This is a genomic window from uncultured Lutibacter sp. (genome assembly GCF_937891065.1).
Lineage (GTDB): Bacteria > Bacteroidota > Bacteroidia > Flavobacteriales > Flavobacteriaceae > Lutibacter.
This window is the reverse complement of the sequence record NZ_CALAEQ010000078.1, coordinates 15,827-40,009: the sequence shown is the minus strand read 5'-3', so window position 1 is coordinate 40,009 and position 24,183 is coordinate 15,827. Positions and strand designations below refer to the sequence as shown.

The following is a 24,183-nucleotide window of genomic DNA, read 5'->3' as shown; positions in this document are numbered from 1 at the left end:
TTGGTGAATTGTTGGCTTTTCCGTTTACAAATAATTTTGCGATGAGTAGAGCTCCTTCTGGTAAAGAAGGACGCTATTTAGCATTATATTCTATGGCCTTTTCAGCAGCACATATTTTTAGTGCAAAAACAGGAATGGAAGTTATTGCCAGATTTGGTTTTGAAGCTAATTGGTTTTTAATGGGCGGTTTAGGATTGCTTTCAGTTGTACTTATGTTATGGTTAAGAAGAACTTTAAACGAGCAACAAGAAACTTTAAATTAAAAATGACTTTCTAATTTTTTGTGTAACTCTTTAAAATAATCAAAAGCTAAAAGTATTCTAGAACCTGGCCAACTGAACATTTCTCCATCACCAAAAACTGTAATAGACCGGTTTGTAAAAGAAGCAATTTCCATGGCGTGTTCATCTTTAAATGGAAAAGGTTCTGATGATAATATTACAACATCAGGATCTCCTTCATGTCTAATTTTGTTGATTTCAACTTTTGGGTATCGACTCATATTTGCGTAAATATTCTCAAATTTATTTAATTGGAGCATTTCATTTATATAAGTGTCATTACCAGCAACCATCCAAGGTTTTGCCCAAATAAAATAAGCAACTTTTCTGGTTGGCTTATCTTTTATAAAATTTTTGAAGTCGTTTAATTTGAACTCTATTTTGTGCGCTAAATTATCACTTTCGGTTCTTCTATTAAATATAGACCCTAAGTGTAAAATTAAATCTATTGAATCGTTTAAATTGTTAACATCTGAAAAATAAGTAGGCGCTATTTTTTCGAGTTCAGGAAGCATATCGTAGGTGTTTTCTTCCTTGTTGCATAAAATAAAATCAGGTTCTAATGCTTTAATTTTTTCAAAATCTACCTTTTTTGTGCCACCAACAATTGTTTTTGTTGCTTTTAAATGATAAGGATGAACACAAAATTTTGTAATTCCAACCAATTCATTTTCCAAAGCTAAATCACAAAGTAATTCAGTTTGTGATGGTACTAGAGAAATAATTCTTTTTGGTGTATTTTTTAGAGAGATTTCTCGTCCTAGTTGATCTTTAATTATTTTCATTTAAAATAACGGCCATTTCTTGTTGTAATTTTAGTGCTTCTTTTTGTGCTTCTGTTGCGAAATTTTCATCATTTCCAGCATAAATAATACTTCTTGAAGAATTTATTAACAAACCACATTCTTTATTCAATCCATATTTACAAACCTCTTGTAAATTTCCACCTTGAGCGCCAACACCTGGAACCAATAAAAAATGATTTGGAACTATTTTTCTAATTTCTGAAAAATATTCAGCTTTTGTAGCGCCAACTACGAACATTAAATTCTCTGAATTTTTCCAAGTCAATGCAGTTTTTAAAACTTCTTTATATAACTCGTTATTTTCAGTTTTTAATCCTTGAAAATCCAATCCACCTTTATTTGAAGTTAAAGCTAATAGAATGGTTGTTTTATTTTTAAAAGCTAAAAAAGGTTCTACAGAATCACTTCCCATATATGGCGCAACTGTTACCGAGTCAAAATTTAAATCTTCAAAAAAAGCTTTTGCATACATTGTTGATGTATTCCCAATATCGCCTCTTTTAGCATCAGCAATTGTGAAAATTTCAGGATAATTAGCATTTATATAGTTAATTGTTTTCTCTAAAGATTTCCAACCTTTAATACCATAAGCTTCATAAAAAGCTGTGTTAGGTTTGTATGCAACAGCTAAATGATGTGTTGCATCAATTATTTGCTTGTTGAATTCGAAAATTGGATCTTTTTCAGTTAATAAATGTGAAGGAATTTTAGTTAAATCTACATCTAGGCCAATACATAGAAATGATTTTTTTAATTGAATTTGTGTAATTAATTCTTGTCTGTTCATAGATTTAATTAAAGAATGAAGCAAAAATAGTAATTTTAATACTTTAAGTTATATTTGTTTATCAAATAATATCATTAATATTTTTTGAATTAGTTTAAAAATTAACCGAAATCGATTGCGCAATCATGCTGTTATTAGGTTTATTTATAAGCTTTAAATTGTAAATTTGTAGCATTAATTAACGATAAAAGTAAATTAGAATACCATGAGAAAACAAATAGTTGCAGGTAACTGGAAAATGAATAACGATTTAGATGCTTCTAAATCTTTGGTAAAAAAAGTAATAAAAAAATTAAAAAAGAAATCGTTACAAAACACCCGAGTAATAGTTGCTCCTACATTTGTAAGTTTACAAAAAGTAGCTAATAAAGCAAAAGGAACAAAGGTTGAAGTAGCGGCTCAAAATATGCATCAAGCAAAAAATGGAGCTTTCACAGGTGAAATTTCGGCAGAAATGTTAAAATCTGTAGGTGTAAAAATTGTTGTTTTAGGACATTCTGAAAGACGCGAATATTTTGGTGAAACAGATGCTATTTTAGCTGAAAAAGTAAATGCAGCGTTAGAAAATAAATTAGAAGTTATTTTCTGCTTTGGAGAAGTTTTAGAAGATAGAAAATCAGAAAAACATTTTAGCGTTGTTGAAAGTCAAATTAAAAATGGATTATTTCATTTAGAAGCATCAGCTTGGGATTCTATTATCTTAGCTTATGAACCAGTTTGGGCAATTGGTACTGGAGAAACTGCTTCACCAGAACAAGCTCAGGAAATGCATGCATTTATTCGTAAAATTGTTGCAGACAAATACAATCAAGAAGTAGCAGATAATGTTTCTATTTTATACGGTGGAAGTGTAAAACCTTCAAACGCTAAAGAAATATTTTCTAAAGAAGATGTAGATGGTGGTTTAATTGGTGGTGCAGCTTTAAATGCTGATGATTTTATAGCGTTAGTGAATTCGTTTTAAGCAAACTTTTAAAAATAGTTTAAAATATAGATACGGTTTTCTTTCATTTTGAAAGGAAACCGTATTTTTGCATTTTGTAATAAATTATACGTATGATAAATTATATTGGATATATTTTTAAAGTATCACCAAAAGAACCAGCAACTGAAATTTTAATTGCTCAATTAAGTGAAGAAGGTTTTGAAAGTTTTGTAGAAAATGAAGATGGAGTAAGCGCCTACATTCAAGAAAATGATTGGAATGTTGAAATTTTAAATAACATTCAAATTTTAAATTCTGATGAGTTTGAAATTACTTTTGAAGAAGAAGTAATTGAGAAAATTAATTGGAATAGTGAATGGGAAAAAAACTTTAACCAAATTGAAGTTGATAATTTAGTGAGTATTAGAGCTCCTTTTCACGAGAATCCAAATTTAAAATATGATATTGTTATTGAACCAAAAATGAGTTTTGGTACAGGTCATCATGAAACTACACATATGATGGTTCAACATTTGTTAACGTTAGATTTAACCAATAAGAAAACATTAGATATGGGCTGCGGAACTGGAATTTTAGCCATTTTTGCTGAAATGAAAGGAGCGCAACCAATTGATGCAATAGATATTGATACTTGGTGTTACGAAAATTCTTTAGAAAATGTAGAACGAAATAATTGCAAGCATATTTCAGTTTTTGAAGGTGACGCTTCACTTTTAATAAATAAAAAATATGATGTTATAATAGCTAATATCAACAGAAATATTTTATTAAATGATATGGTATCATATATGAATTGTTTGAATGATAAAGGTGTTATTTTATTTAGCGGATTTTACCAAGAAGATATTCCAATAATTGATGCTGAAGTTTCAAAATTTGGTTTAATTTTAGATAAAGTAATTGAGCGAAATAACTGGGTATCTTTGAAGTATATAAAATAATTACTATTTTAGCCGCATGAGTACAAAGAAAAAAATACAAGAAGAAGTTGATGTATTGGAAAAAGAAACCAATCTGAATGAGATTGTTTTATTTAATGATGATGTAAATACTTTTGACCATGTAATTGATTCATTAATAGATATTTGTGAACATACATTAGAGCAAGCTGAGCAATGTGCTATTTTAGTGCATTACAAAGGTAAATGCACTGTTAAAACTGGTGAGTATAACGATTTAAAACCTCGTTGTACCATGTTATTATCTAAAGGTCTTTCAGCAGAAATACTATAAAAAAAGCCAATATTAAAAATATTGACTTTTCCAAAAAGAGTTACCTAATCAAAAGAACATTATTAATAAAAGGGATATTTTTATTATAATTATAAACTCTTTAATAATTGGACGTTAAAAAAATAGATTCTTACAAAAAACTCTTGAAAATTTTTCGAGAGTTTTTTGTTTAATTGTTGGACTTGGTATAAAGTGTATTCATTTGTCTATTTATTTTTTATCTTGCCTTAAGTTTTATAATTAGTATATGGTTTTTGTTTTAAGTGTAGCTTCTGTAGTTTTAATTGCTTTTTTTTTGTTTAGAGAAAATAATAAAAAAAAGTTAGAATGGATTGTACCGAAAACCGTATTTAATGAGGATTGGAGATTAATTCTTACAAAAAATATAGTATTTTATAACTCATTAGTTGAAGACGAGAAAAGAAGATTTGAATATAAAGTTCAAGAATTTCTTTTGAATTGTAGAATTACGGGAATAGAAGTTAGTATTGATATAACAGATAAGTTGCTTGTAGCATCCAGTGCAGTAATCCCAATTTTCGAGTTTGATAATTGGAAATATATGAATATTCAAGAAGTTTTATTATATCCTGCAATGTTTAATACAAAATTTGAAACTGAAGGTTCTGCTAGAAATATTATGGGAATGGTAGGAAGTGGTTATATGGATGGTATAATGGTGCTATCAAAACAAGCATTGAGACATGGGTTTGAAAATGAATTGGATAAAAAGAATACAGCTATTCATGAATTTGTTCATTTAATTGATAAAAGTGATGGGTATATTGATGGTATTCCTACACTTTTATTAGAAAAGCAATATGTAATTCCTTGGTTAGATCTTATCAATAAAAAGATTGATGAGATTTATGAAAAGCAATCAGATATTAACCCATACGGAGGAACTAATAAAGCAGAATTTTTTTCTGTAGCTAGTGAGTATTTTTTTGAACGCCCGAAATTACTTGCCAGAAAACATCCTGATTTATATGGTTTACTAGAGCAAATATTCAATCAAGATATGTTGTCTAAAAATATGAAAAAAAATAATATTAGAATTGGCAGAAACGACCCTTGTCCTTGTAAAAGTGGTATAAAATTCAAGAAATGCTGTGGGTTAAATAATGATTAAAGGTTTATTAATAGTAGTGAATTGATGATTTTAAAAGTGAAATTGTAAAAAGGCTAAATTTTATAAATAAATTTTAGCCTTTTGTTCTTGAATAGATAAATTACAAAGGAATATTCCCATGCTTCTTTTTGGGTAAATTTAGTTCTTTTCCTTCCAACATTTGAAATGCTTTTATTAATTTTCTTCTTGTGTATTTAGGGTAAATTACTTCATCAATAAAACCACGGCTAGCTGCACCATAAGGGTCTGTAAATTTAAAAGCATACTCAGTTTCTTTTTCTATTAGCTTTTCTTCTGGGTTTTCAGCCAATTTAATTTCATTTTTAAAAATTATTTCGGCAGCTCCTTTTGCACCCATCACAGCAATTTCAGCAGTTGGCCAAGCAAAATTCATATCAGCTCCGATATGTTTAGAATTCATGACATCATAGGCGCCTCCGTAGGCTTTACGAGTAATAACTGTAATACGTGGAACTGTAGCTTCGCTAAATGCATACAATAATTTGGCACCGTTAGTTATAATTGCATTCCATTCTTGATCTGTTCCAGGTAAAAAACCTGGTACATCAACCAATACTAATAATGGAATATTAAAAGAATCACAAAAACGTGTAAAACGAGCTCCTTTTACAGAGCTTTTTACATCTAAACAGCCAGCTAAATTCATTGGTTGGTTAGCAACTATTCCAATACTTCTACCAGCTAAACGAGCAAAACCTACTAGTATGTTTCCAGCAAAATCTTTATGAATTTCAAAGAATGAATTTTCATCAATAATACCTTTAATAACCTCATGCATGTCATAAGGCTTAGTAGGGTTTTCTGGGATGATAGTTTCAAGATTTAATCTTAATTCATCACCTAAAATATAAGGTAGTTTTTTAGTAGTTTCTTTATTGTTTTGAGGAATATAACTTAATAATGTTTTAACATCTTCTAAGCATTGAATATCATTTGCAGATGTAATATGAGTAACACCTGATTTTGTTGAATGTGTACTGGCACCACCTAATTCTTCAGCGGTAACCTCTTCATTGGTAACAGTTTTTACAACATTTGGTCCGGTAACAAACATATAACTAGTATCTTCAACCATAAAGGTGAAATCGGTCATTGCAGGAGAATAGACAGCACCACCAGCACAAGGACCCATAATTGCTGAAAGTTGAGGAACTACACCTGAAGCTTGTACATTTCTGTAAAAAATATCAGCATACCCACCAAGAGATCTAACACCTTCTTGAATTCTTGCTCCACCAGAATCATTTAAACCAATTAATGGCGCGCCAACTTTTATAGCTTGATCCATTATTTTGCAAATTTTTTCGGCGTTTGTTTCTGATAAAGAGCCTCCAAAAACAGTAAAATCTTGTGCGAAAACATAAACTAATCTTCTGTCAATAGTTCCGTAACCAGTTACAACACCATCGCCAAAATAGATTTCATTTTCCATTTCGAAATCGGTGGTTCTATGAGTTACTAAAGCGCCCATTTCTTCAAATGAACTTTCATCTAATAAATAGTCTATACGTTCTCTTGCGGTTAATTTTTTCTTAGCATGCTGTTTTTTAATTCGTTCATCTCCGCCACCTAAAAGTGATAATGCAATTCTTTTATTTAATTTTTCAATTTTAGAATCCATACTATTGAATTTTATAATTTGTTAGTTAAGAGGAATTCTTACAATTTTTTGATCTTCGAAATATAATTTTAATGCTACTAAAGCTGCTATTTCAGCTTCTTCGTTTAAGCCAGCTTGTAGTTTTTCAGGTGTGTAATAGTTTTTTACAAAATGAGTATCAAAATTTCCGGAGGTAAATGCTTCGTGTTGGCATACAAATTTACCAAATGGTAAGGTTGTTTTAACACCTTCAATTTTATAGTTATCAATTGCTTTTATCATTAATTGAATAGCTTCATCTCTAGTTTTTCCATAAGTAATTAATTTTGATAACATAGGATCGTAATAAATTGGAATATCCATTCCTTCTTCAAAACCATCATCAACTCTTATACCATCTCCAACTGGAATTTTATAGGTACTTAAATTTCCAACACTAGGTAAAAAATTATTCATTGGGTCTTCAGCATATACTCTTAATTCTAATGCATGACCATTAATTTTTAAATCTTCTTGTTTTAGCATTATTGCTTCTCCTCGTGCAATTTTAATTTGGAGTTCAACCAAATCGACACCAGAAATTAATTCCGTTACAGGATGTTCAACTTGCAAACGTGTATTCATCTCTAGGAAATAGAAATTTAAGTTACAATCTACTAAAAATTCAACGGTTCCTGCACCTAAATAATCACATGATTTTGCAACTTTTATGGCTGCTTGTCCCATATTTTCTCTTAATTCAGGTGTTAAAATAGATGAAGGAGCTTCTTCTACAACTTTTTGGTGGCGGCGTTGTACACTACATTCTCTTTCAAAGAAATGTAATACATTTCCGTGACTATCAGCCAAAATTTGAATTTCAATATGACGAGGTGAAGTAATATATTTTTCAACAAAAACGGAACCATCACCAAATGCTGAAGTAGCTTCGCTAATTGCTCTGGCCATTTGTTCTTCAACATCTTGTTCTTTTTCTACAATACGCATTCCTTTACCACCACCTCCTGCAGAAGCTTTTATTAAGATTGGAAATCCAATTCTTCTTGCTATTTCTGAGGCTTCTTTTGGGTTTGTCACTGCTCTATCAACACCTGGAACCATTGGAATGTTATAATCTTTAACAGCTTCTTTCGCTGCTAATTTATCGCCCATCATTCTAATAGATTTTGATTTTGGACCAATAAATATAATGTCATTTTTTTCGCACAACTCTGCAAATTTGGCATTTTCACTTAGAAAACCATAACCAGGATGAATACCATCTACGTTTAGTTTTTTAGCTTCTTTAATAATTTTATCTCCTAAAAGGTATGATTTGTTTGATGGTGCTTCACCTATACAAACAGCTTCATCAGCAAATCTAACGTGAGGCGCATTTCTATCGGCTTCTGAATATACAGCGACTGTTTTAATACCCATTTTTTGAGCAGTTTTCATAACTCTAATTGCGATCTCACCTCTGTTAGCGATTAATATTTTTTTCATTTAAATGCAGTTTAAAGTTTTTAGAAATTTTTAAAATTGATTAGAGTAGTAGCGTAGTCTTATTCAAATTCAATCATAAGTTCTCCTTTTTCAACAGTTCCTCCACTTTTAATATGTATGGATTTAATGATACCATCTTTTGGAGATACAATTGTGTTTTCCATTTTCATAGCTTCAAGAATTAATAATATTTCTCCTTCTTTTACTTCTTGCTTTTCTTTCACGTTTATAGTTAAAATAAGACCTGGCATTGGAGCCTTAATATCATTTACTTTTTTAGTTGACCCTACTGAAAACCCCATTTCTTTAATGAGTAGGTCTAATTTATTGGCTATTTTAACGGTATAGTAATTAGAATTAACTTGAATAGTATATTCTTTTTTTAGAAAATCAGTTTTTTCTATTTTAATTTCGAAAGATTTATAGTCGTTTATAACGTGGAATTTTGACTTTGATAATTTTAAAACATCTAATTTACTAATATCAGAACTTTTTAAATCATAATTAAAAGAGTCATTTACTTTTACTTTAAAATTTTGATCCATATAAGTTAAAATTATTGACGTTAATTGGAATCTTTTTTATTATATAAAGATATTTAATTTTTTGAAATTTATGAACATATATTAATGTATAATTTTAACCGAGGAATCTATTATATGATACTGTAGGTTAATTTAGAATATAAATAAGAAAAAAGAGTTGTATAATTTGAATAAAATCTAAATTAAATTTGTAGTATAATTTTAAAATTAATATTATGAGTTTAAAAAAGCAATATTTAAAAAGTAAACCAGTTTGTAAAGTTACTTTTTTAATGAACAAAGAAATTGCTGCTGGTGCAAGTAAAGTTGAATTATTAGGTGAGTTTAATAATTGGAATACTGCAGAACCTGTTAATATGAAAAAATTGAAAGATGGTTCTTTCAAAGTTATTATTGATTTACCTAGTGAAAAAGAATACCAATTTAAGTATTTATTAGATGGTGAAAAGTGGATAAATGATGAGAAAGCTGATAAGTATGTGAATAACGGTATTGATGCTGAAGAAAATTCGGTTTTAGTGCTATAATTATTTTTATTCTTTTCTAAAGAGTATTGTCTAAATATATATTATTTAGCTATGAAAAAGATTTAAAATGAACAATTGAGAGTATATAATGATGCTTTTGATTGTTCATTTTTAGTTTTATGTTGTGTTTATTTAGAATCCTAATTAATTTTCCAAGAGTCATAATTTGTAATATAAATTAATCATCTGATTACTTATAATTAAAATAGTGTAAGACACTTATCAGAGCTGGTTCCTAAGAATATTAAATTTTTGAAAAACTACTTCAAAATATTTACAAAATTATTTAAACGGATGTGCTTTAAAAGGAATTATAGATGAAAATCAGATTCCTATGATGGTAAAGGAGGAAATTACAGCAACTTCATTCTTTATTTAGTATGAATTTATTGTAATCATCAATTTAATATATATTAACTACAATAATCTTTTTTAACTAAAAATCATTCTAATTAAATTTTTAATTTGAAAAATCACATTTATTCAGGGGGTTATCTCATTGATAATAGTGTATTTAATGATTAGCCCCTTTACATTTGCGATCCATGTGTTAATGTTAATTTTTCTGTAAAGTAACTAAAGTTGCATTCGTAAATTAATATTAAAAAAAAGGTGAATTATGTCATATTTTATAAACTTCTTAAAAACTATTTTTGACACTTGAAAGTGTGAGGTTTTTTGTTGCTTTTTTAGCATATTTAAAAACAATTTCACTCATATTTTGCAAACTAAATTAATCATAATTTATATTAACAATTAATAGATTTTTATAGCATGACAAAAAATGAAACAAATAAAGGTAAATCATACAAGGATTTACATAGACCTGCTAAAGAATTCGCATCTAGAGACGAGTATTTAAAACATGAGTTACAAATCATGGCACCAAAAAGATGGAAACTTAACCTTCCAGGTCGTGATTTTAATTTTGAAATAGAAGACACCGTTGTTGCAATGGCTGTTTTAATTGGAAAGATTGTTATGACAGCAGCAATTGTAGCTGCTTTTGCTTCAGGTTTTGGATTAGAAGATAGCTTTGTGACTGAAAACGTTCGTTTTGAAATGATCATTGGAGGTATTTTTGTAATTATATTCTCAGGGCTCTTGTTACCAACGGCAAACGTAGCTGGTTGTCACGGTCCAATGATACCATTAATACCTTTAGTTGTAGTAGCAGGAGGACATCCACTTGCCTTTGGTTTAATGGTAGGATTATTAGGATTGATTCTAGGTGGAGTAAAAGGAGGTACGAAATTGCTTGAAATGACTGGACCTGGAGTTAGAGGAGGTCTTTTAATTGTAGTTGGTGTAATGGGAATTATGGGACAATTAACGGCACTTAAAGGTTGGGCTGATCAAATTGAAATGCCTATCGCATTTTTAGCAATCATTTTAGTTACCATAATCTCATATACAATATTAGAAAAATATGGTAAACGTTGGTTAGCTATACCGCTTTGTTCGTTTTTGGCAATAATTACTGCATTAATACTAGGAGCGCCTTTTAAATTTGTTACAGAACCGGGAATCCCAAATCTTAATCCAGCATATTGGTGGGGTGAAAACAGTGGTTGGATGCTAGGTTTACCTGAATATAGTCACTTTATTGCAGTTATTCCATTTGCAGTTTTGGCTATTGCTATGTGGCCACCTGATTTTTTAGGACATAGAGTATTTCAAGAAGCAAATTACCCTACAAAATCTAAAAAAGTGTTGATGGATGTTGATGATACTATGGTAATTTCGGCTTTAAGACAAATATTTGGAAGTATTTTAGGAGGTGGTAATCTTGCATCATCAGCAGGTACATATATGATTCCTGCGGGTATTGCAAAAAGACCTATCGCAGCAGGAGCAATTTTAGGAGGTATTTCTTGGATATTAATCGCAATACTTGGATTACCAATGGATGTTGCTTTATGGGCACCTGTTCTTCGAGTAGCTCTTATTGTAGGAGTGTTTTTACCTTTAATTGAAGCAGGGTTACAAATGGTAAAAAATTCAAGAAATGCTCAAAGCGCTACTTTATGTATTATGGCGGCTATTTTTGTAAATCCTGTTTTTGGCTGGTCTTTGGCAATGGTTGCTGATAATACAGGATTGTTAGGGGATGTAGAAAGAGCTAAAAGTTTAAAACTTAAATACAGAACTGTTTTGCCAGTAGTCACGTTTATTTTAACAACTTTAGCAATGGCTGCCATTGGTTTAATACCAGGTATTAAAGCCTTTGTATAATTTTGCTTAGTTCATATAAATAAACTAAGAATTTAACAACAAATATTATAATTAAAAAGCCCGTGTAAACATAGATTTACACGGGCTTTTTGAATTAAAATTTAATAGTGGAGACGCCGGGAATCGAACCCGGGTCCAAACAAGCAACCAAAATACTTTCTACATGCTTAGTTTTCTTTTAATTTTAGTCTTAAAGCTAACCGAAAACAATTTACCTTAAGCTTAGTTTCTTTAGTTTCAAAATGCTATCGAAACACTAGCAAATCTATGTTAACTTTTACGATGCCTCTATTCTGACCGCCGCTAACCAAGGCTTTCAAGAGACATTCAGCTTGCACACCTAGTGTGCCGAGGCTCATCCTACTATAATTCGGATTAAGCAGCTAAAGCGTAGTTATCTTCGCCGTTTAAAATGTTGAAATTGAGATTTACGAGTGCTATTTCATTACTCGACATGCTTATATGTTAATTGATCTTGCAGTCAAAACCAATCGTCCCCAAATTTTCAAAGATCTTCTTCTTTTAAAAGAAAGCAAATTTAAACAAAATATGTCACATAGTTTATTTGTGAGTTCTTTTAATTCCTAATATATTAGAGCAAAATTTATACCAGTTATTTTATGAAGATAGGAATTATTAGAGAGCGAAAGAGTCCAGTTGATAAAAGAGTTGTTTTAACCCCGAAGAAATGCAAGCAAATATTGAAAGATTATCCTCAACTTCAAATTAAAGTTGAAAGTTCAAATATTCGAGTTTTTAAGGATGATGAATACAGAAAAGAGGGGATTGAAGTAGTTAGTGATGTTTCAGATTGTGATGTGTTATTAGGTGTAAAAGAAGTTCCTATTGAATTTCTTATTCCAAATAAGGAGTACTTTTTCTTTTCTCATACTATTAAAAAGCAGCCTTATAATAGGAATTTATTAAGAGCTGTTTTAGAAAATAATATTAAACTTTATGACCACGAAGTAATAACCAATAAAAAAGGAGTTAGACTTGTTGCTTTTGGTAGATATGCGGGAATAGTTGGTGCTTACAATGGTTTTAGAGCTTATGGATTGAAGTTTAATTGTTTTAATTTACCTAAAGCTGAAGAGTTAACCAGTCAGCAACATTTAATAGATGAATTGAAAAAAGTGAAATTGCCAAATATTAAAATTGTATTATCGGGTTTTGGAAGAGTGGGAAGAGGAGCCAAAGAAATACTTGATGGAATGGAATTAAAAGAAGTTAATATTACTGAGTTTTTGAACACTTCATATGATGAACCAGTGTATGTAAATATTGATTCATTGGATTATAATAAAAGAAAAGATGGCTTTGTAAAAAGTATATATGATTTCTTTGAACATCCAGGCGCTTATGAAAGTAACTTTATGAGGTTTGCCAAAGTGGCAGATTTATATATTGCAGGGCATTTTTACGGTGATGGAGCTCCAAAAATTATTTCGGCTGAGGATATTAAATCTGAAGAGTTTAATATTAAAGTTATTGCAGATATTAGTTGTGACTTTGGACCAATAGCTTCAACAGTTAGACCATCTACAATTAAAAATCCTGTTTATGGTTTCGATCCTCAAACAGGTAAGGAAGTTGATTATAAAAATGAAAATGCAATTGCTGTTATGGCAGTAGATAATTTACCTTGTGAATTACCTAAAGATGCATCTGAAGGATTTAGTAACAGTTTTGCAGAACATGTAATTCCTTCACTTTTTAATAATGATGAAGATGATATTTTGAGAAGGGCAAGAGTTACAGGAAAAGGAAAATTAAAAAGAAGATTTAAGTATTTACAGAATTATGTTGATGGAAAAGAATAGTCAGCATGAAATTTTAATGAAGTTGGCAAATAGCAGAATGCCTTATGGAAAGTATAAAGGAAAATATTTAATTGATTTGCCTGAACATTATATTGTTTGGTATAGGAATAAAGGGTTTCCTGCTGGAAAATTTGGTGAAATGTTACACTTAGCCTATGAAATTCAGCTAAATGGGTTGGAAGATATGGTTCGAAAATTAAGAGTTTAAACTAAATTTTTCCTACTTAGAATGGCGTAAATTATATGAAAACCACCAAAAGCTACACTTAGCAGTAAAAACTGTACTTCAGGAAAAAACATAGCCAACATACTTTGTAAAGCAAAAAAGAACCCTAATATTTTTGAAAAACCATTTGTGTAATGATTTGAAATTATACAGCATATACCGTAAAGTAAAAGTATTAAAGGTATAATTAATTTTAACATTCCTAATTCAATACACACATAAGAAACCGAAATCAGAATAATAAATTGAATAAAAAATATTAATCTAATTTTTTTAGCATTAGATTCCCACCCTTTTAAATTAGTCTTTTTTCTTCTTCGTTTATTTGTAAAAACAATAAGAAAATAAGCAATTAACACAAACAAAATTACACTTGCTAAAATTAAAATTTCAAAAATAGAAATTGGTAATACTGATGTAACTCCACTTGAAGACGTGTATTGATTTATTAATTCATTAATTAATGCAATAAATAAAATCGAAATTATTCCAAACAAAATTCCGGAAATGCCTTGTAAAGATAAATTGTGAATTTTAGTATTCAATTTTTTTATTTAATTAATCTAGCTGAAATTTACAAAAAAAATGAAGACGAAAAAAACAACTTTTCAACAATAGAATGTTATTAACTAATTGAAGTAAAAGACAAATTGGGTTTAAATATTTTATAGTTTTAAAATCTAAAATAACGAACCAAATAAACTTACTTAAATATGTCCGAACAATTAGTCTTTCCGAAAATATACACACATAAAGAGGTGTTAAAGAGTGCTTTAGAATATTTCAAGGGAGATGAGCTTGCAGCAACTACTTGGATTAATAAGTATGCAATGAAAAATAAAGAAGGTGAATTTTTCGAATCTACGCCAAATGATATGCATTTTAGAATGGCAACTGAATTTGCACGTATTGAAAAAAAATATTTAGGTAAAGAAAAAAGTGTTGAAGGACTTTCAGCTTACGGAAAGAAGCGTAGTTTTTTGACAGAAGATGCCATTTATGAGTTGTTTAAAGATTTTAAATATACCATTCCACAAGGAAGTGTTATGTCTTCTTTAGGAAATAAAAATGTGATTGCATCCTTATCAAATTGTGTTGTGGTTCCTCCGGTATTAGATTCGTATGGTGGAATTTTTCATACAGATCAGCAATTGGCGCAACTATTTAAAAGACGTTGTGGCGTTGGTGTAGATTTATCTAATTTAAGACCAAATGGAGCGCAGGTATCAAACTCTGCTGGAAGTACTACCGGAGCTGTTTCATTTATGGAGCGTTTTTCAAATACTACAAGAGAAGTAGCTCAAAATGGAAGAAGAGGAGCATTAATGCTTACCATGGATATTGCGCATCCAGATATTGAAGACTTTATCACAATTAAACAAGATTTAACAAAAATTACAGGAGCTAATATTTCTCTTCGTTTATCTGACGAATTTATGATGGCTGTTGTAAATGATGATGATTTTACGTTGCGTTGGCCAATAGACAGTGAAAAACCTAGTTATACTAAAGTAATTAAAGCAAAAACATTGTGGGATACTATTATAAAATGTGCTCACAATACTGCTGAACCAGGGTTGATATTTTGGGATCGCCAACATTATTATTCAACATCATCTATATATCCTGGATTTAAAAACGATTCTACGAATCCTTGTTCAGAGATAGCAATGCAAGGTGGAGATAGTTGCCGTTTAATTGCAATTAACTTATATAGTTTTGTTGAAAAACCTTTTACTGAAGAAGCTACGTTCAACCATAAAAAATTCTATGAAGTTGTTTATGAATCTCAACGATTAATGGATGATTTAGTTGATTTAGAGTTAGAAGCAGTTGATAAAATTTTCAATAAAATAATGCACGATAAAGAACCTACGGATATTAAGCAGGTTGAAATTGACACGTGGAAATTATTATATAAAACAGGTAAAAAGGGAAGAAGAACAGGTTTAGGTTTTACTGCATTAGCTGATGCTATGGCAGCATTAGGTAAAAAGTTTGATACGGATGAGGCTATTTCAGTTGTTGATGAAATAATGAAAACTAAATTTAAAGGCGAGTTTGACAGTAGTATTGATATGGCAATAACTCGTGGGAAATTTGAAGTATTTAACCCTGAAATAGAGAACTATTCTGAATTTGTTCATATGGTTGAAAAGGAATTTCCTACTATTTATAAACGAATGATGAAGTATGGACGTAGAAATATTTCTGTTAGTACTGTCGCACCAACAGGAAGTTTAAGTATGTTGGCCCAAACATCTTCAGGTATTGAACCAGTTTTCTTATTGTCTTATAAAAGAAGAAGAAAAGTAAATCAAGACGATCCAAATGCGAAAATTGCTTATGTTGATGATATGGGTGATGCTTTTGAAGAATTTGAAGTATATCATCCAAAGTTAAAACAATGGATGGAAGTGACAGGTAAAACAGACATAAAAGATAGTCCATACGCAGGTGCAACAGCCCCAGAGATTAATTGGAAAAAGCGTGTGGAAATGCAAGCATTGGTTCAAAAATATACCACACATTCAATAAGTTCTACAATTAATTTAGCTTCGGATGTTCCGGTTGAATTAGTAGGTGATATTTATATTGAATCTTGGAAAAAAGGTTTAAAAGGTATTACAGTTTATAGAGATGGATCTAGAAGTGGAATTTTAGTTTCAAATGATAACAAAAAGGAGAAGAAGAATGATGATTGTTTTGCAGAAACAATTTTCCCAAAACGCCCTAAATCAATTGAAGCTAAAGTTGTTCGTTTCCAAAATGATTATGACAAATGGGTAGCAGTAGTTGGTTTAATTAACAATAGACCCTATGAAGTTTTTACAGGAAAAATTGAAGATGCATTTATTCTTCCAGTTTGGTTAGAACACGGTTGGGTAATTAAAAATAGAGATGAGGAAGGAAAATCGCGTTACGATTTCCAATTTTTAGATAAACAAGGCTATAAAGTAACTTTGGAAGGGCTGTCTAGAACTTTTGATAAAGAATATTGGAATTATGCTAAATTAATTTCAGGAGTATTACGTCATGGAATGCCAATTGCATATGTAGTAGATTTAATTAACAATTTAAATATGTACGATGAAAATATTAATACTTGGAAAAATGGTATTGTTCGTACATTAAAACAATTTGTTGCAGATGGTACAAAAGCTGCAGATAAAAAATGTCCAGAATGTGGAGATCCTGAAGGACTTATTTATGAAGAAGGATGTTTAAAATGTAAAAGTTGTGGTCATTCTAAATGTGGATAAATTTTAGTTTGAAGTATAAAAAAACTCCAAGGATTTAAATTCTTGGAGTTTTTTTATGCAATATATAAAAGCAGCTAATTTAAAACGAGTTTATTGTTTTTCTTATAGCAACTAAATTACTTAATAAACCTTCTAAATATTTTAAATCTAACATGTTAGCTCCATCGCTTTTTGCATTTGAAGGGTCAAAATGCGTTTCTAAAAATAAACCATCAACATTATTTACAACACCGGCTCGTGCGATAGTTTCAATCATATCAGGTCTTCCGCCAGTAACACCACTACTTTGATTTGGTTGTTGAAGTGAATGTGTTACGTCTAAAATCACTGGAGCATATTGTTGCATTTCAGGAATTCCTCTAAAATCAACTATCATATCTTGGTAACCAAACATTGTTCCTCTATCTGTAATCCAAACTTTGTCGTTATTACAATCTTTAACTTTTTGAACGGCGTGTTTCATTGCACTCGGACTCATAAATTGTCCTTTTTTTAAATTCACAACTTTTCCTGTATTTGCTGCAGCAACAACTAAATCTGTTTGACGAACTAAAAAAGCAGGAATTTGTAACACATCAACATATTCAGCAGCCATTGCCGCATCTTCATTTGTATGAATATCTGTTACTGTTGGAACGTTGAAAGTTTCAGAAACTTTTCGTAATATTTTTAATGCCTTTTCATCTCCAATTCCTGTAAAACTATCAATTCTACTTCTATTTGCTTTTTTAAAACTTCCTTTAAAAATAAATGGAATTTGAAGTTTATCCGTAACTTTTAAAATATGTTCAGCAATACGTAAAGCCATTTCTTCGCCTTCAATTGCACAAGGACCAGCTAATAAAAAGAAATTGTTACTATCTGTATGTTTTATTTTAGGAATTAAATTTAAATTCATTGTAAATTATTTTTTTTGCAAAGGTAAAGTTAAATCTTAAACGAAATCTAAATTCGTAATTCTTAATTTGTAATTTCTATCCTTACACCTTCACTATGACTGCTAAATTCTGGAGCATACATACTTTGAATGGTAGTAATTCCATTGCTAAAATTACCTGCATTATTTACACGTAAATCATACTCGAACACAAAAACTCCTTTTGGTAAATTGTCAAAAAAGAAATTGGTTGAGGCATCTTTAGTGCTTTCATAATAGCCCAAACCATCTTGCCATTTGTATTGTGAAAGTACATTTATAGGTTCCAAACCACTTGCTCGCATATCTTTCATATGTACAAATTCCATAGACCTATCTACTTTTAATTCAATTCGTACTGTAATTAAATCACCCAATTTTAAATTAGTTTCTTCATTAATTTCCGTTAGCAATTTACCTGTGTTTGAATTTGTTTTTAAAAATATTTTTTTATTCAGTTTTAAAGGAGTCTCTGCTGAGGTAATTTTATCTAAATCTTCAAAATATTGCCAGTACAATCCACCCCAAGCTATGCCATTATCCTTTTTAGAAATGGTAACATTCCCCATTGATGGAGTAATTTCACTACCATTCCACGAAGTTTTAAAATATCCTGTGCCGGCTTCAACTTTTACATTTTCTAATTTTGAAGGTTCTATTTTTTGATTTCCTACTATAACTTCAACAGATTCATTTACAGAAAGCCAATCACTGCCTTGTAATAATAATGCATAAACAGCTTCGGTGGTTGATTTTGTTGTTCCCCAGCGGTTAGTTTGTTTATTTTTTAACAACCAAACTTTTAATTCATCAACAGTTGAAATGTCGTTTTCAATTTCAGAAAAAACTTCAATCAATAGTGCTTGCGTTTCAATAGGTGCCTGATTCCAATGCCAACTTGCAGTATTTTCTTTCCAATACATTCCTAATTCATCACTAGTAATACTATTTTCTTTTAAAGAATTTAAAATTTTAGAAGTGGTTTTATTATTTCCACTTCTATGTTGTACTAAGGCATTTAAACCTTTTCCGTAAAGGTTAAAATCGTTCCAATATGTTGCTCCTTGATTTTTATAATAATTATATGCAGGTTCAATATTTTTTGGAAGTTCAATAGCGCTATAAAAACTACGCATATATAAATAATGAAGCTGTGTATAGCTAATATTATTTTTTTCTAAATATGCTTTTTCGGCTTTGATGCCTTGCTCCTTAGTTTTAGCGAGATCTCTTATTTTTTTAGCTTGTTTCAAAAGTTTGTTGTAATCATCTAAAACTTCTTCATCTAAAAAATTGACAGCTTTTGAAATGATATTTTCAACTGATTTATCAGATTTTTCAACCTTGTTAAATGTGAGACCTAATTTTTGAAGATGCCCAAAACCAGTAGCAATATGCTGTGTAATATAACGATTAGGGTAATTATTTCCTTTAAACCATGGAAAACCTCCGTTGTTAAATTGCATTTCTTTCAATTGATTTATAGCAATTTGCTGCTCGTTGCTTAGTTTATTTAAATCGAATAATAAGGCAATGCGTTTCTTTTGTTCAGTTTCACTTTGTGCATCGCGTACCCAAGGAGTTTCTTGAAGAATTATAGATTTTAAATCTTCATTCTTTTCTAAATTAGAAATTAACGCATCACTATTTTGCCATTGATTAAATACTTCTTTTATGCGAGGATTGGATTCTAAAATATGACTAGCCAAGGAATTAGCATATAAACGAGAAAAAGTTTGCTCGGAACATTCATATGGATATTCCATTAAATATGGTAAGCTTTGCACCGCGTACCAAGCTGGATTTGAAGTTACTTCCAACGTTAATTTATGATTTTTAAGTGTTTTAGAGGTTGTGTTTTTAAGTTTATCTAAACTAAATGTTTTCGTTTGATTACTTCTAACCCACATTGGCAATGTTTCTGTAACTAGCATTCTGTTAGATAAAACAGGTAGCACATTTTGTTCGCCATCACTAAACTCACCAGCTTTTGCAATTACTTTGTATTGTATAGCTTGTATACCATCTGGGATTGATAATTCCCAACTTACATTTGTATTGCCTTTAGCGTCAATTTCAAAAGGTTTTATTTTTATGGCATTTCCCAATAAATTATTAATGTCTTTACCAGAAATAGCATCGGTTAACTCTAAAATAGCAGTACCGTTTAGGAATTTATCAGATAAATTTGAGATTTTACTTGAAAACACAATTTTATCACCTTCACGTAAAAATCGAGGTGGATTTGGTAATACCATCAAATCCTTTTGAGTTACTGTTGTTAAGGTTTTTGTGGCTTTTGTAGCATCTTTAGTATGTGCCAATAATTGCAATTTCCAACGTGTTAAAGCTTCAGGAACTGTAAAATTAAAACTTACATTTCCATCTTTGTCGGTTGTTAAATGCGGAAAGAAAAAGGCGGTTTCATTAAAGTTTTTACGGATCTTAACTGAAGAAAAATTTAGATTATTTTCAATTAAAGGTTTTTCAGGTTCGTTTGAAGTTGCTATTCCAGTTACCACAACTTCTTCTAAACTATTATCATTTTCCATTATTGCAAAAGGAACATCTTGCATTACTTCTTCTTCTATATCAGAATCAATTTTTCTTTGTGACATTTTTATAGAACTCATTCCTCTAATTCTAATATTGGAATTATTATTAAAAGAAAATCCGAACCAATTAAAAGTGTCAAATTGTTGATTTGGGAAATTGAAGTATGAATTCCCAATATTTTGAACTCTAAAATTTAGAGTCCCAAAACTATTTCGAGCATTGGTGTAGGTGCTTGAGTAATAACTGCTGTATGAAATTGGATTAAAATTCCAGCTATGCGTTAAAAATTCATCCAAAGAAGCATCGTACATACTGGCTAATAATTCAGCAGCAACTTTATTGTTTTTATCATTTACAACTTTAAAACTCCAAGTCTGATTTTCTCCTGGTTGTAATTTATCTCTAAAAGTGAGGGTTTCAATAGTGATATTATTTTCGATTTGAGGAACATCAATAGTTAGCTGTCCGTTTTCAAAACTATTATAATTTACAAAATGATAGTTAATGGCAAAGCCTCCAACATCTTCTTTTTCAACCGGAATTTTTAGCGTTTTGGTTTCATTATTTAAATGAACTAAATGTGTGGAAATTATGTTGTGATTTTTTTCAACAGAAACAGTTATTGTTGCATTTTTTGAAGCAGAACCTAATTGTAATTCAACCAATTCATGAGGTTGGTAATTTGTTTTATTTTTATTGATAAAAAATAATTTAGCATCGGCAACTTCGTGTTCTTTTAGACTGAAAATTGAGAAACGGTTTTCATCGTGAACAACTTGATTAAATTTATCTTTACAATCTACAATAACAATATAATTTCCTGAAATCCAGTTTTTATTGGTGTTTAATTCTATTTCTTTTGAATTATTTGTATCAAAATTTGTTTCAAAAACTAGCGCACCTTTTTCCCAATTATTTTCGTCTGTTTCATTATTAGTATAAGGTTCATGAGGAAATAAACTTCTAAAATATTGTTCATTAATTAATTGATAATCTGGTGATTCCCAAGGTCTTTTACGCAGTGGTTTTAAAGGTGCTTTTAATTTGAAAATTTTAAGTGTACCAGCAGTTGGCACAAATTCATCATTTAAATTGGTAGTTGAAATTGATATTTTGTTAACTTCATTTTTATCAATTTTAGAATCCATTGAAATTGAAGCTTCTAATGTGTGATAACCGACTTTAACGTTGGTTGAGGTACTTCTAGTTTCGCCATTAATATCTGTAACATCAGCTGTAATTTGATAATTAAAAGTTGGTAAGTTTTTCGCTGCTATTTTTAAATCAGGAACTGCAATAAATTTTATTATGTAGTTTCCATCAGCATCCGTTTCTGTTTCTCCATTTGTTATTTCTAACTGTTGAGATTGATACATATTTCTGGCATACCAAGCATACCATTTTGGGTATTGTGCAGTTCTTACAACACGATATACAACTTTACCATTACTTATTTTACTACCTGCAAAAGCATTTGCAGAGCCTTCAACAGTGATGCTATCATTTAATTTAAAAGTTTCAGTTATAGGGTTAAAAGAAGTTTCGAATTTTGGTCGTTTATATTCTTCAACTTGTATAGTTGCATCATAATTATAGTCAAAATCAAAATCGGTAGTATCATAAAAATCACTGTCGTGCTCATAACTTTCATCTGTATTTATGGTGTATTCTCCTGTTAAACCATTGTTTGGTAAAATAAACTCACCTGAAACTGAGCCATATTCATTTAACTTTAAATCGAGTTTTTTTACAAGTTGCCCATTTGGGTCTTCCAATGTGATTTCAACAAATTCATTGGTGAGAAGTTCTGTTTTATCATCTGTTTTTTTAAGAAATATTCCCTTAAAATAAACTGTTTGTCCGGGTCTATAAATACTTCTATCAGTGAATACAAAGGGTTTTATTTCAATAGATTCATCATCTTCAAGAGCATCTTTTTTTCTTTTTTCATAGAGATAATAATCACCAAAAGTAGCTTGGTCATTTTTATAATTTACAGTTGCAACAACATTGTTTCTGCTTTTTGATAAATGAATATGAGCTTGTCCAAATTTATCAGTTTTCAATGTTTTATTTAGTGGTGCATTGTATTTACTTGTGTGGCTGTTTTTTAAATTAATAGTAGCGCCAACCAACGGTTTTCCATTATTTCTGTTAACTGTTTGATAGGTGTAAAGTCCGTTATTTATAGTTTCAATTAGTGCAATATCAGTTATTTGTATTGTTGATGTAGCATAAGTGCTATTGGTATCTATTCCTTCAGAAGTTGATGCTAGAATTAAATAATTACCATTACTTAAAGGAGGGAAAATGATTTCAGAACTGTGCTTTTGGTAATCGTTTTCGGTTTTTAGAGCTGAATTAAATTGTTTTTGTAAAGGTAATTTTTTTATAAAACTTGTTTTCTCGTCATCATTATATATTTTATTAAATCGTTCTTTTTCTGAATTTGAAATTTCATAAATATTGAAATATAATTTTTTAATATTTTTATAAGAAACCAATACTTTACTATGGGTATTAATAGGGATGTGTTTTTCAGCGGTTAATTGAAGTGTTTTGTTTAAAATTTGCTGTTTTAATGCTTGACATTTTTCGGCTCCTATACTTTTTGGATATGAGTTAATTGCGCTATTACAAATTTCAATTGCTTTGGCTTTTTTAAATTGGTTTTCAGGTGTTGTTTTTGTAGTGTAATTATTTCCTTCGTTATAATAAACTGTTGCTATTTCAAAATCTATTAATGTTGAAGCTTCAAACTGACTTAATTCATTTTTAAAATTGATCAACGATTTTAAATAAATAGTGTCTTTATTTTCAAAAGGTGCGTTTTGTTTTACAAATTGAAGGCGCTCTAAATCAACCATAATTAAAGCATTCATATTATGTGTGCCTTGATGGAATTGAACTAACTTTTGATAAATTTTTAAAGCATTAAATTGAAGCGATAAACTATCTTTTGTTTCAATATTGACCATTGAAAATACCTTGAAGTTATCTAATAATTTTACATCATCTATCTCAAAAGCATAGGAAGGTTTAGTAATACTAGTTTCGTTAGTTTTGTAAAAATTTAGGGAATTATGAGATAAAAAATCATAGAGTGTTGGTCTATATATTTTTGAATCTTTTTGTAAGTTTAAGATATCGCTAAATTCATTTAAATCCGTTAATTGTGATACTAACCCGTTTTCAAGTGAGCTTTGAAAATGCACATGAATTTCATTAAATAGTGTTTGTAAATCCCAAGTTCTAAAATCGGTTTCATCTACTTTTTCATTGGTTTTGGTTCGGTTATAAAATTGCCATCTAGTTTGTTGAAAATATTGCCAATATAAATTTGCCAAGATATTTTCTAAAATATTTTTTGTAGGAAATTTAGAAATTGTAATTTCATCTTTAAATAAATTTATAATCTTTAATTGAGCTTCTTCTTCTAAGGTTAATGCAAATTTCGATTTGTAGAGTAGTGCTTTTGTGGTTTGTGAAGTATTGCCTTCTTTTTTAGCTTTTTCAAAAATAGTTTCAACAATTGCTAAAGCAGATTTAGGCAAATTGTCCAATTCAAATTTTTCAACTTGGTTCCATAATTTACCATATTCTATTTCATTATTTTGTGAGTTTATATTTTTTGAAAATAAACATAAAGCAATGATTGAAAGTGCAATTTTTTTCATCTATTTAAATTTTAGTTTAAAAGTATCAAAAGTTATACCTAAATTTTAATACAATTCAGAAAAGTTTAAGATTTACTAAATATTTAAAGTGTTTTTTGTGTGAATGCATTTAAAAATAAGCTTT

General features: G+C 29.7%; 17 protein-coding genes, 1 other RNA gene and 1 pseudogene. 10 read left to right on the top strand and 9 right to left on the bottom strand.

Annotated features, from left to right (window positions below; genetic code table 11):
• Positions 1–263, top strand: a pseudogene (locus Q0352_RS04665) (MFS transporter); the annotation flags it as partial.
• Here the strand turns inward: Q0352_RS04665 and Q0352_RS04660 are convergent.
• Positions 260–1,066, bottom strand: coding sequence for an ABC transporter substrate-binding protein (locus Q0352_RS04660; RefSeq protein WP_299524367.1), 807 nt, complete (start codon positions 1,064–1,066; stop codon positions 260–262). The pseudogene Q0352_RS04665 and the gene Q0352_RS04660 sit on opposite strands and share 4 nt — an antisense overlap.
• Complete coding sequence (pyrF, locus tag Q0352_RS04655; RefSeq protein ID WP_299524364.1) at positions 1,053–1,874, bottom strand: orotidine-5'-phosphate decarboxylase; 822 nt, start codon at positions 1,872–1,874, stop codon at positions 1,053–1,055. Before pyrF ends, Q0352_RS04660 begins: the two co-directional genes overlap by 14 nt.
• A gap of 205 nt (positions 1,875–2,079) precedes the next feature.
• Between pyrF and tpiA the strand changes: the two genes are divergently transcribed.
• From tpiA to Q0352_RS04635, 4 genes are all read left to right on the top strand, one after another.
• Positions 2,080–2,838 carry a triose-phosphate isomerase gene (tpiA, locus tag Q0352_RS04650; protein ID WP_299524361.1) on the top strand — a complete coding sequence of 253 codons (759 nt, stop codon included), beginning with the start codon at positions 2,080–2,082 and terminating at the stop codon, positions 2,836–2,838.
• A gap of 92 nt (positions 2,839–2,930) precedes the next feature.
• The gene (prmA, locus tag Q0352_RS04645) at positions 2,931–3,761 is read left to right on the top strand and encodes a 50S ribosomal protein L11 methyltransferase (protein WP_299524358.1); all 831 of its coding nucleotides are present in this window, start codon (positions 2,931–2,933) and stop codon (positions 3,759–3,761) included.
• Between the two features lie 16 nt (positions 3,762–3,777).
• On the top strand, positions 3,778–4,053 hold the full coding sequence (locus Q0352_RS04640) for an ATP-dependent Clp protease adaptor ClpS (RefSeq protein WP_299524355.1): 276 nt from the start codon (positions 3,778–3,780) through the stop codon (positions 4,051–4,053).
• Between the two features lie 247 nt (positions 4,054–4,300).
• On the top strand, positions 4,301–5,185 hold the full coding sequence (locus tag Q0352_RS04635; protein WP_299524352.1) for a zinc-dependent peptidase: 885 nt from the start codon (positions 4,301–4,303) through the stop codon (positions 5,183–5,185).
• 100 nt (positions 5,186–5,285) lie between these two features.
• Here Q0352_RS04635 and Q0352_RS04630 read toward each other — a convergent pair whose 3' ends face one another.
• From Q0352_RS04630 to Q0352_RS04620, 3 genes are read right to left on the bottom strand one after another with little or no spacing between them, the layout of a single operon-like run.
• On the bottom strand, positions 5,286–6,827 hold the full coding sequence (locus tag Q0352_RS04630; protein WP_299524349.1) for an acyl-CoA carboxylase subunit beta: 1,542 nt from the start codon (positions 6,825–6,827) through the stop codon (positions 5,286–5,288).
• A 21-nt stretch (positions 6,828–6,848) separates the two neighbouring features.
• A complete protein-coding gene (gene accC, locus Q0352_RS04625) occupies positions 6,849–8,291 on the bottom strand; it encodes an acetyl-CoA carboxylase biotin carboxylase subunit (protein WP_299524345.1) in 1,443 nt (480 codons plus the stop codon).
• 59 nt (positions 8,292–8,350) lie between these two features.
• On the bottom strand, positions 8,351–8,836 hold the full coding sequence (locus Q0352_RS04620; RefSeq protein WP_299524342.1) for a biotin/lipoyl-containing protein: 486 nt from the start codon (positions 8,834–8,836) through the stop codon (positions 8,351–8,353).
• A 215-nt stretch (positions 8,837–9,051) separates the two neighbouring features.
• Here Q0352_RS04620 and Q0352_RS04615 point away from each other — a divergent pair, with 215 nt between their 5' ends.
• Positions 9,052–9,363: an isoamylase early set domain-containing protein gene (locus tag Q0352_RS04615; protein ID WP_299524339.1), complete on the top strand. Its 312-nt coding sequence runs from the start codon at positions 9,052–9,054 to the stop codon at positions 9,361–9,363.
• Positions 9,364–10,137: 774 nt separating this feature from the next.
• Positions 10,138–11,598 (top strand): DUF3360 family protein, encoded by a 1,461-nt coding sequence (locus tag Q0352_RS04610; RefSeq protein ID WP_299524336.1) that lies wholly within the window; start codon positions 10,138–10,140, stop codon positions 11,596–11,598.
• Between the two features lie 105 nt (positions 11,599–11,703).
• On the opposite strand, the gene ssrA is transcribed toward Q0352_RS04610, so the two are convergent.
• Positions 11,704–12,097: a transfer-messenger RNA gene (gene ssrA, locus Q0352_RS04605) on the bottom strand.
• Between the two features lie 121 nt (positions 12,098–12,218).
• Here ssrA and Q0352_RS04600 point away from each other — a divergent pair.
• On the top strand, positions 12,219–13,421 hold the full coding sequence (locus tag Q0352_RS04600) for an NAD(P)-dependent oxidoreductase (protein WP_299524333.1): 1,203 nt from the start codon (positions 12,219–12,221) through the stop codon (positions 13,419–13,421).
• On the top strand, positions 13,408–13,629 hold the full coding sequence (locus Q0352_RS04595; protein WP_299524330.1) for a DUF3820 family protein: 222 nt from the start codon (positions 13,408–13,410) through the stop codon (positions 13,627–13,629). The genes Q0352_RS04600 and Q0352_RS04595 overlap by 14 nt, the downstream gene beginning before the upstream one ends.
• On the opposite strand, the gene Q0352_RS04590 is transcribed toward Q0352_RS04595, so the two are convergent.
• Positions 13,626–14,192: a hypothetical protein gene (locus Q0352_RS04590; RefSeq protein WP_299524327.1), complete on the bottom strand. Its 567-nt coding sequence runs from the start codon at positions 14,190–14,192 to the stop codon at positions 13,626–13,628. The two genes, Q0352_RS04595 and Q0352_RS04590, sit on opposite strands and share 4 nt — an antisense overlap.
• Before the next feature lie 168 nt (positions 14,193–14,360).
• Here Q0352_RS04590 and Q0352_RS04585 point away from each other — a divergent pair, with 168 nt between their 5' ends.
• Positions 14,361–16,910 carry an adenosylcobalamin-dependent ribonucleoside-diphosphate reductase gene (locus tag Q0352_RS04585; protein ID WP_299524324.1) on the top strand — a complete coding sequence of 850 codons (2,550 nt, stop codon included), beginning with the start codon at positions 14,361–14,363 and terminating at the stop codon, positions 16,908–16,910.
• A 79-nt stretch (positions 16,911–16,989) separates the two neighbouring features.
• Here Q0352_RS04585 and kdsA read toward each other — a convergent pair whose 3' ends face one another.
• Together kdsA and Q0352_RS04575 are read right to left on the bottom strand one after the other, a co-directional pair.
• Positions 16,990–17,808 carry a 3-deoxy-8-phosphooctulonate synthase gene (gene kdsA / locus Q0352_RS04580; RefSeq protein WP_299524321.1) on the bottom strand — a complete coding sequence of 273 codons (819 nt, stop codon included), beginning with the start codon at positions 17,806–17,808 and terminating at the stop codon, positions 16,990–16,992.
• Between the two features lie 62 nt (positions 17,809–17,870).
• Positions 17,871–24,059 carry an alpha-2-macroglobulin gene (locus tag Q0352_RS04575; protein ID WP_299524318.1) on the bottom strand — a complete coding sequence of 2,063 codons (6,189 nt, stop codon included), beginning with the start codon at positions 24,057–24,059 and terminating at the stop codon, positions 17,871–17,873.
• Between the last annotated feature and the right edge of the window lie 124 nt (positions 24,060–24,183).

What these genes read in the sequence shown, in the direction of transcription:
- tpiA (WP_299524361.1), top strand. Translation starts at nt 2,080, where the DNA reads ATGAGAAAACAAATAGTTGCAGGTAACTGGAAAATGAATAACGATTTA.
- Q0352_RS04610 (WP_299524336.1), top strand. Translation starts at nt 10,138, where the DNA reads ATGACAAAAAATGAAACAAATAAAGGTAAATCATACAAGGATTTACAT.
- Q0352_RS04575 (WP_299524318.1), bottom strand. Translation starts at nt 24,059, where the DNA reads ATGAAAAAAATTGCACTTTCAATCATTGCTTTATGTTTATTTTCAAAA.
- Q0352_RS04635 (WP_299524352.1), top strand. Translation starts at nt 4,301, where the DNA reads ATGGTTTTTGTTTTAAGTGTAGCTTCTGTAGTTTTAATTGCTTTTTTT.
- Q0352_RS04600 (WP_299524333.1), top strand. Translation starts at nt 12,219, where the DNA reads ATGAAGATAGGAATTATTAGAGAGCGAAAGAGTCCAGTTGATAAAAGA.
- Q0352_RS04615 (WP_299524339.1), top strand. Translation starts at nt 9,052, where the DNA reads ATGAGTTTAAAAAAGCAATATTTAAAAAGTAAACCAGTTTGTAAAGTT.
- prmA (WP_299524358.1), top strand. Translation starts at nt 2,931, where the DNA reads ATGATAAATTATATTGGATATATTTTTAAAGTATCACCAAAAGAACCA.
- Q0352_RS04640 (WP_299524355.1), top strand. Translation starts at nt 3,778, where the DNA reads ATGAGTACAAAGAAAAAAATACAAGAAGAAGTTGATGTATTGGAAAAA.
- Q0352_RS04620 (WP_299524342.1), bottom strand. Translation starts at nt 8,836, where the DNA reads ATGGATCAAAATTTTAAAGTAAAAGTAAATGACTCTTTTAATTATGAT.
- Q0352_RS04595 (WP_299524330.1), top strand. Translation starts at nt 13,408, where the DNA reads ATGGAAAAGAATAGTCAGCATGAAATTTTAATGAAGTTGGCAAATAGC.
- pyrF (WP_299524364.1), bottom strand. Translation starts at nt 1,874, where the DNA reads ATGAACAGACAAGAATTAATTACACAAATTCAATTAAAAAAATCATTT.
- accC (WP_299524345.1), bottom strand. Translation starts at nt 8,291, where the DNA reads ATGAAAAAAATATTAATCGCTAACAGAGGTGAGATCGCAATTAGAGTT.
- Q0352_RS04585 (WP_299524324.1), top strand. Translation starts at nt 14,361, where the DNA reads ATGTCCGAACAATTAGTCTTTCCGAAAATATACACACATAAAGAGGTG.
- kdsA (WP_299524321.1), bottom strand. Translation starts at nt 17,808, where the DNA reads ATGAATTTAAATTTAATTCCTAAAATAAAACATACAGATAGTAACAAT.
- Q0352_RS04630 (WP_299524349.1), bottom strand. Translation starts at nt 6,827, where the DNA reads ATGGATTCTAAAATTGAAAAATTAAATAAAAGAATTGCATTATCACTT.
- Q0352_RS04660 (WP_299524367.1), bottom strand. Translation starts at nt 1,066, where the DNA reads ATGAAAATAATTAAAGATCAACTAGGACGAGAAATCTCTCTAAAAAAT.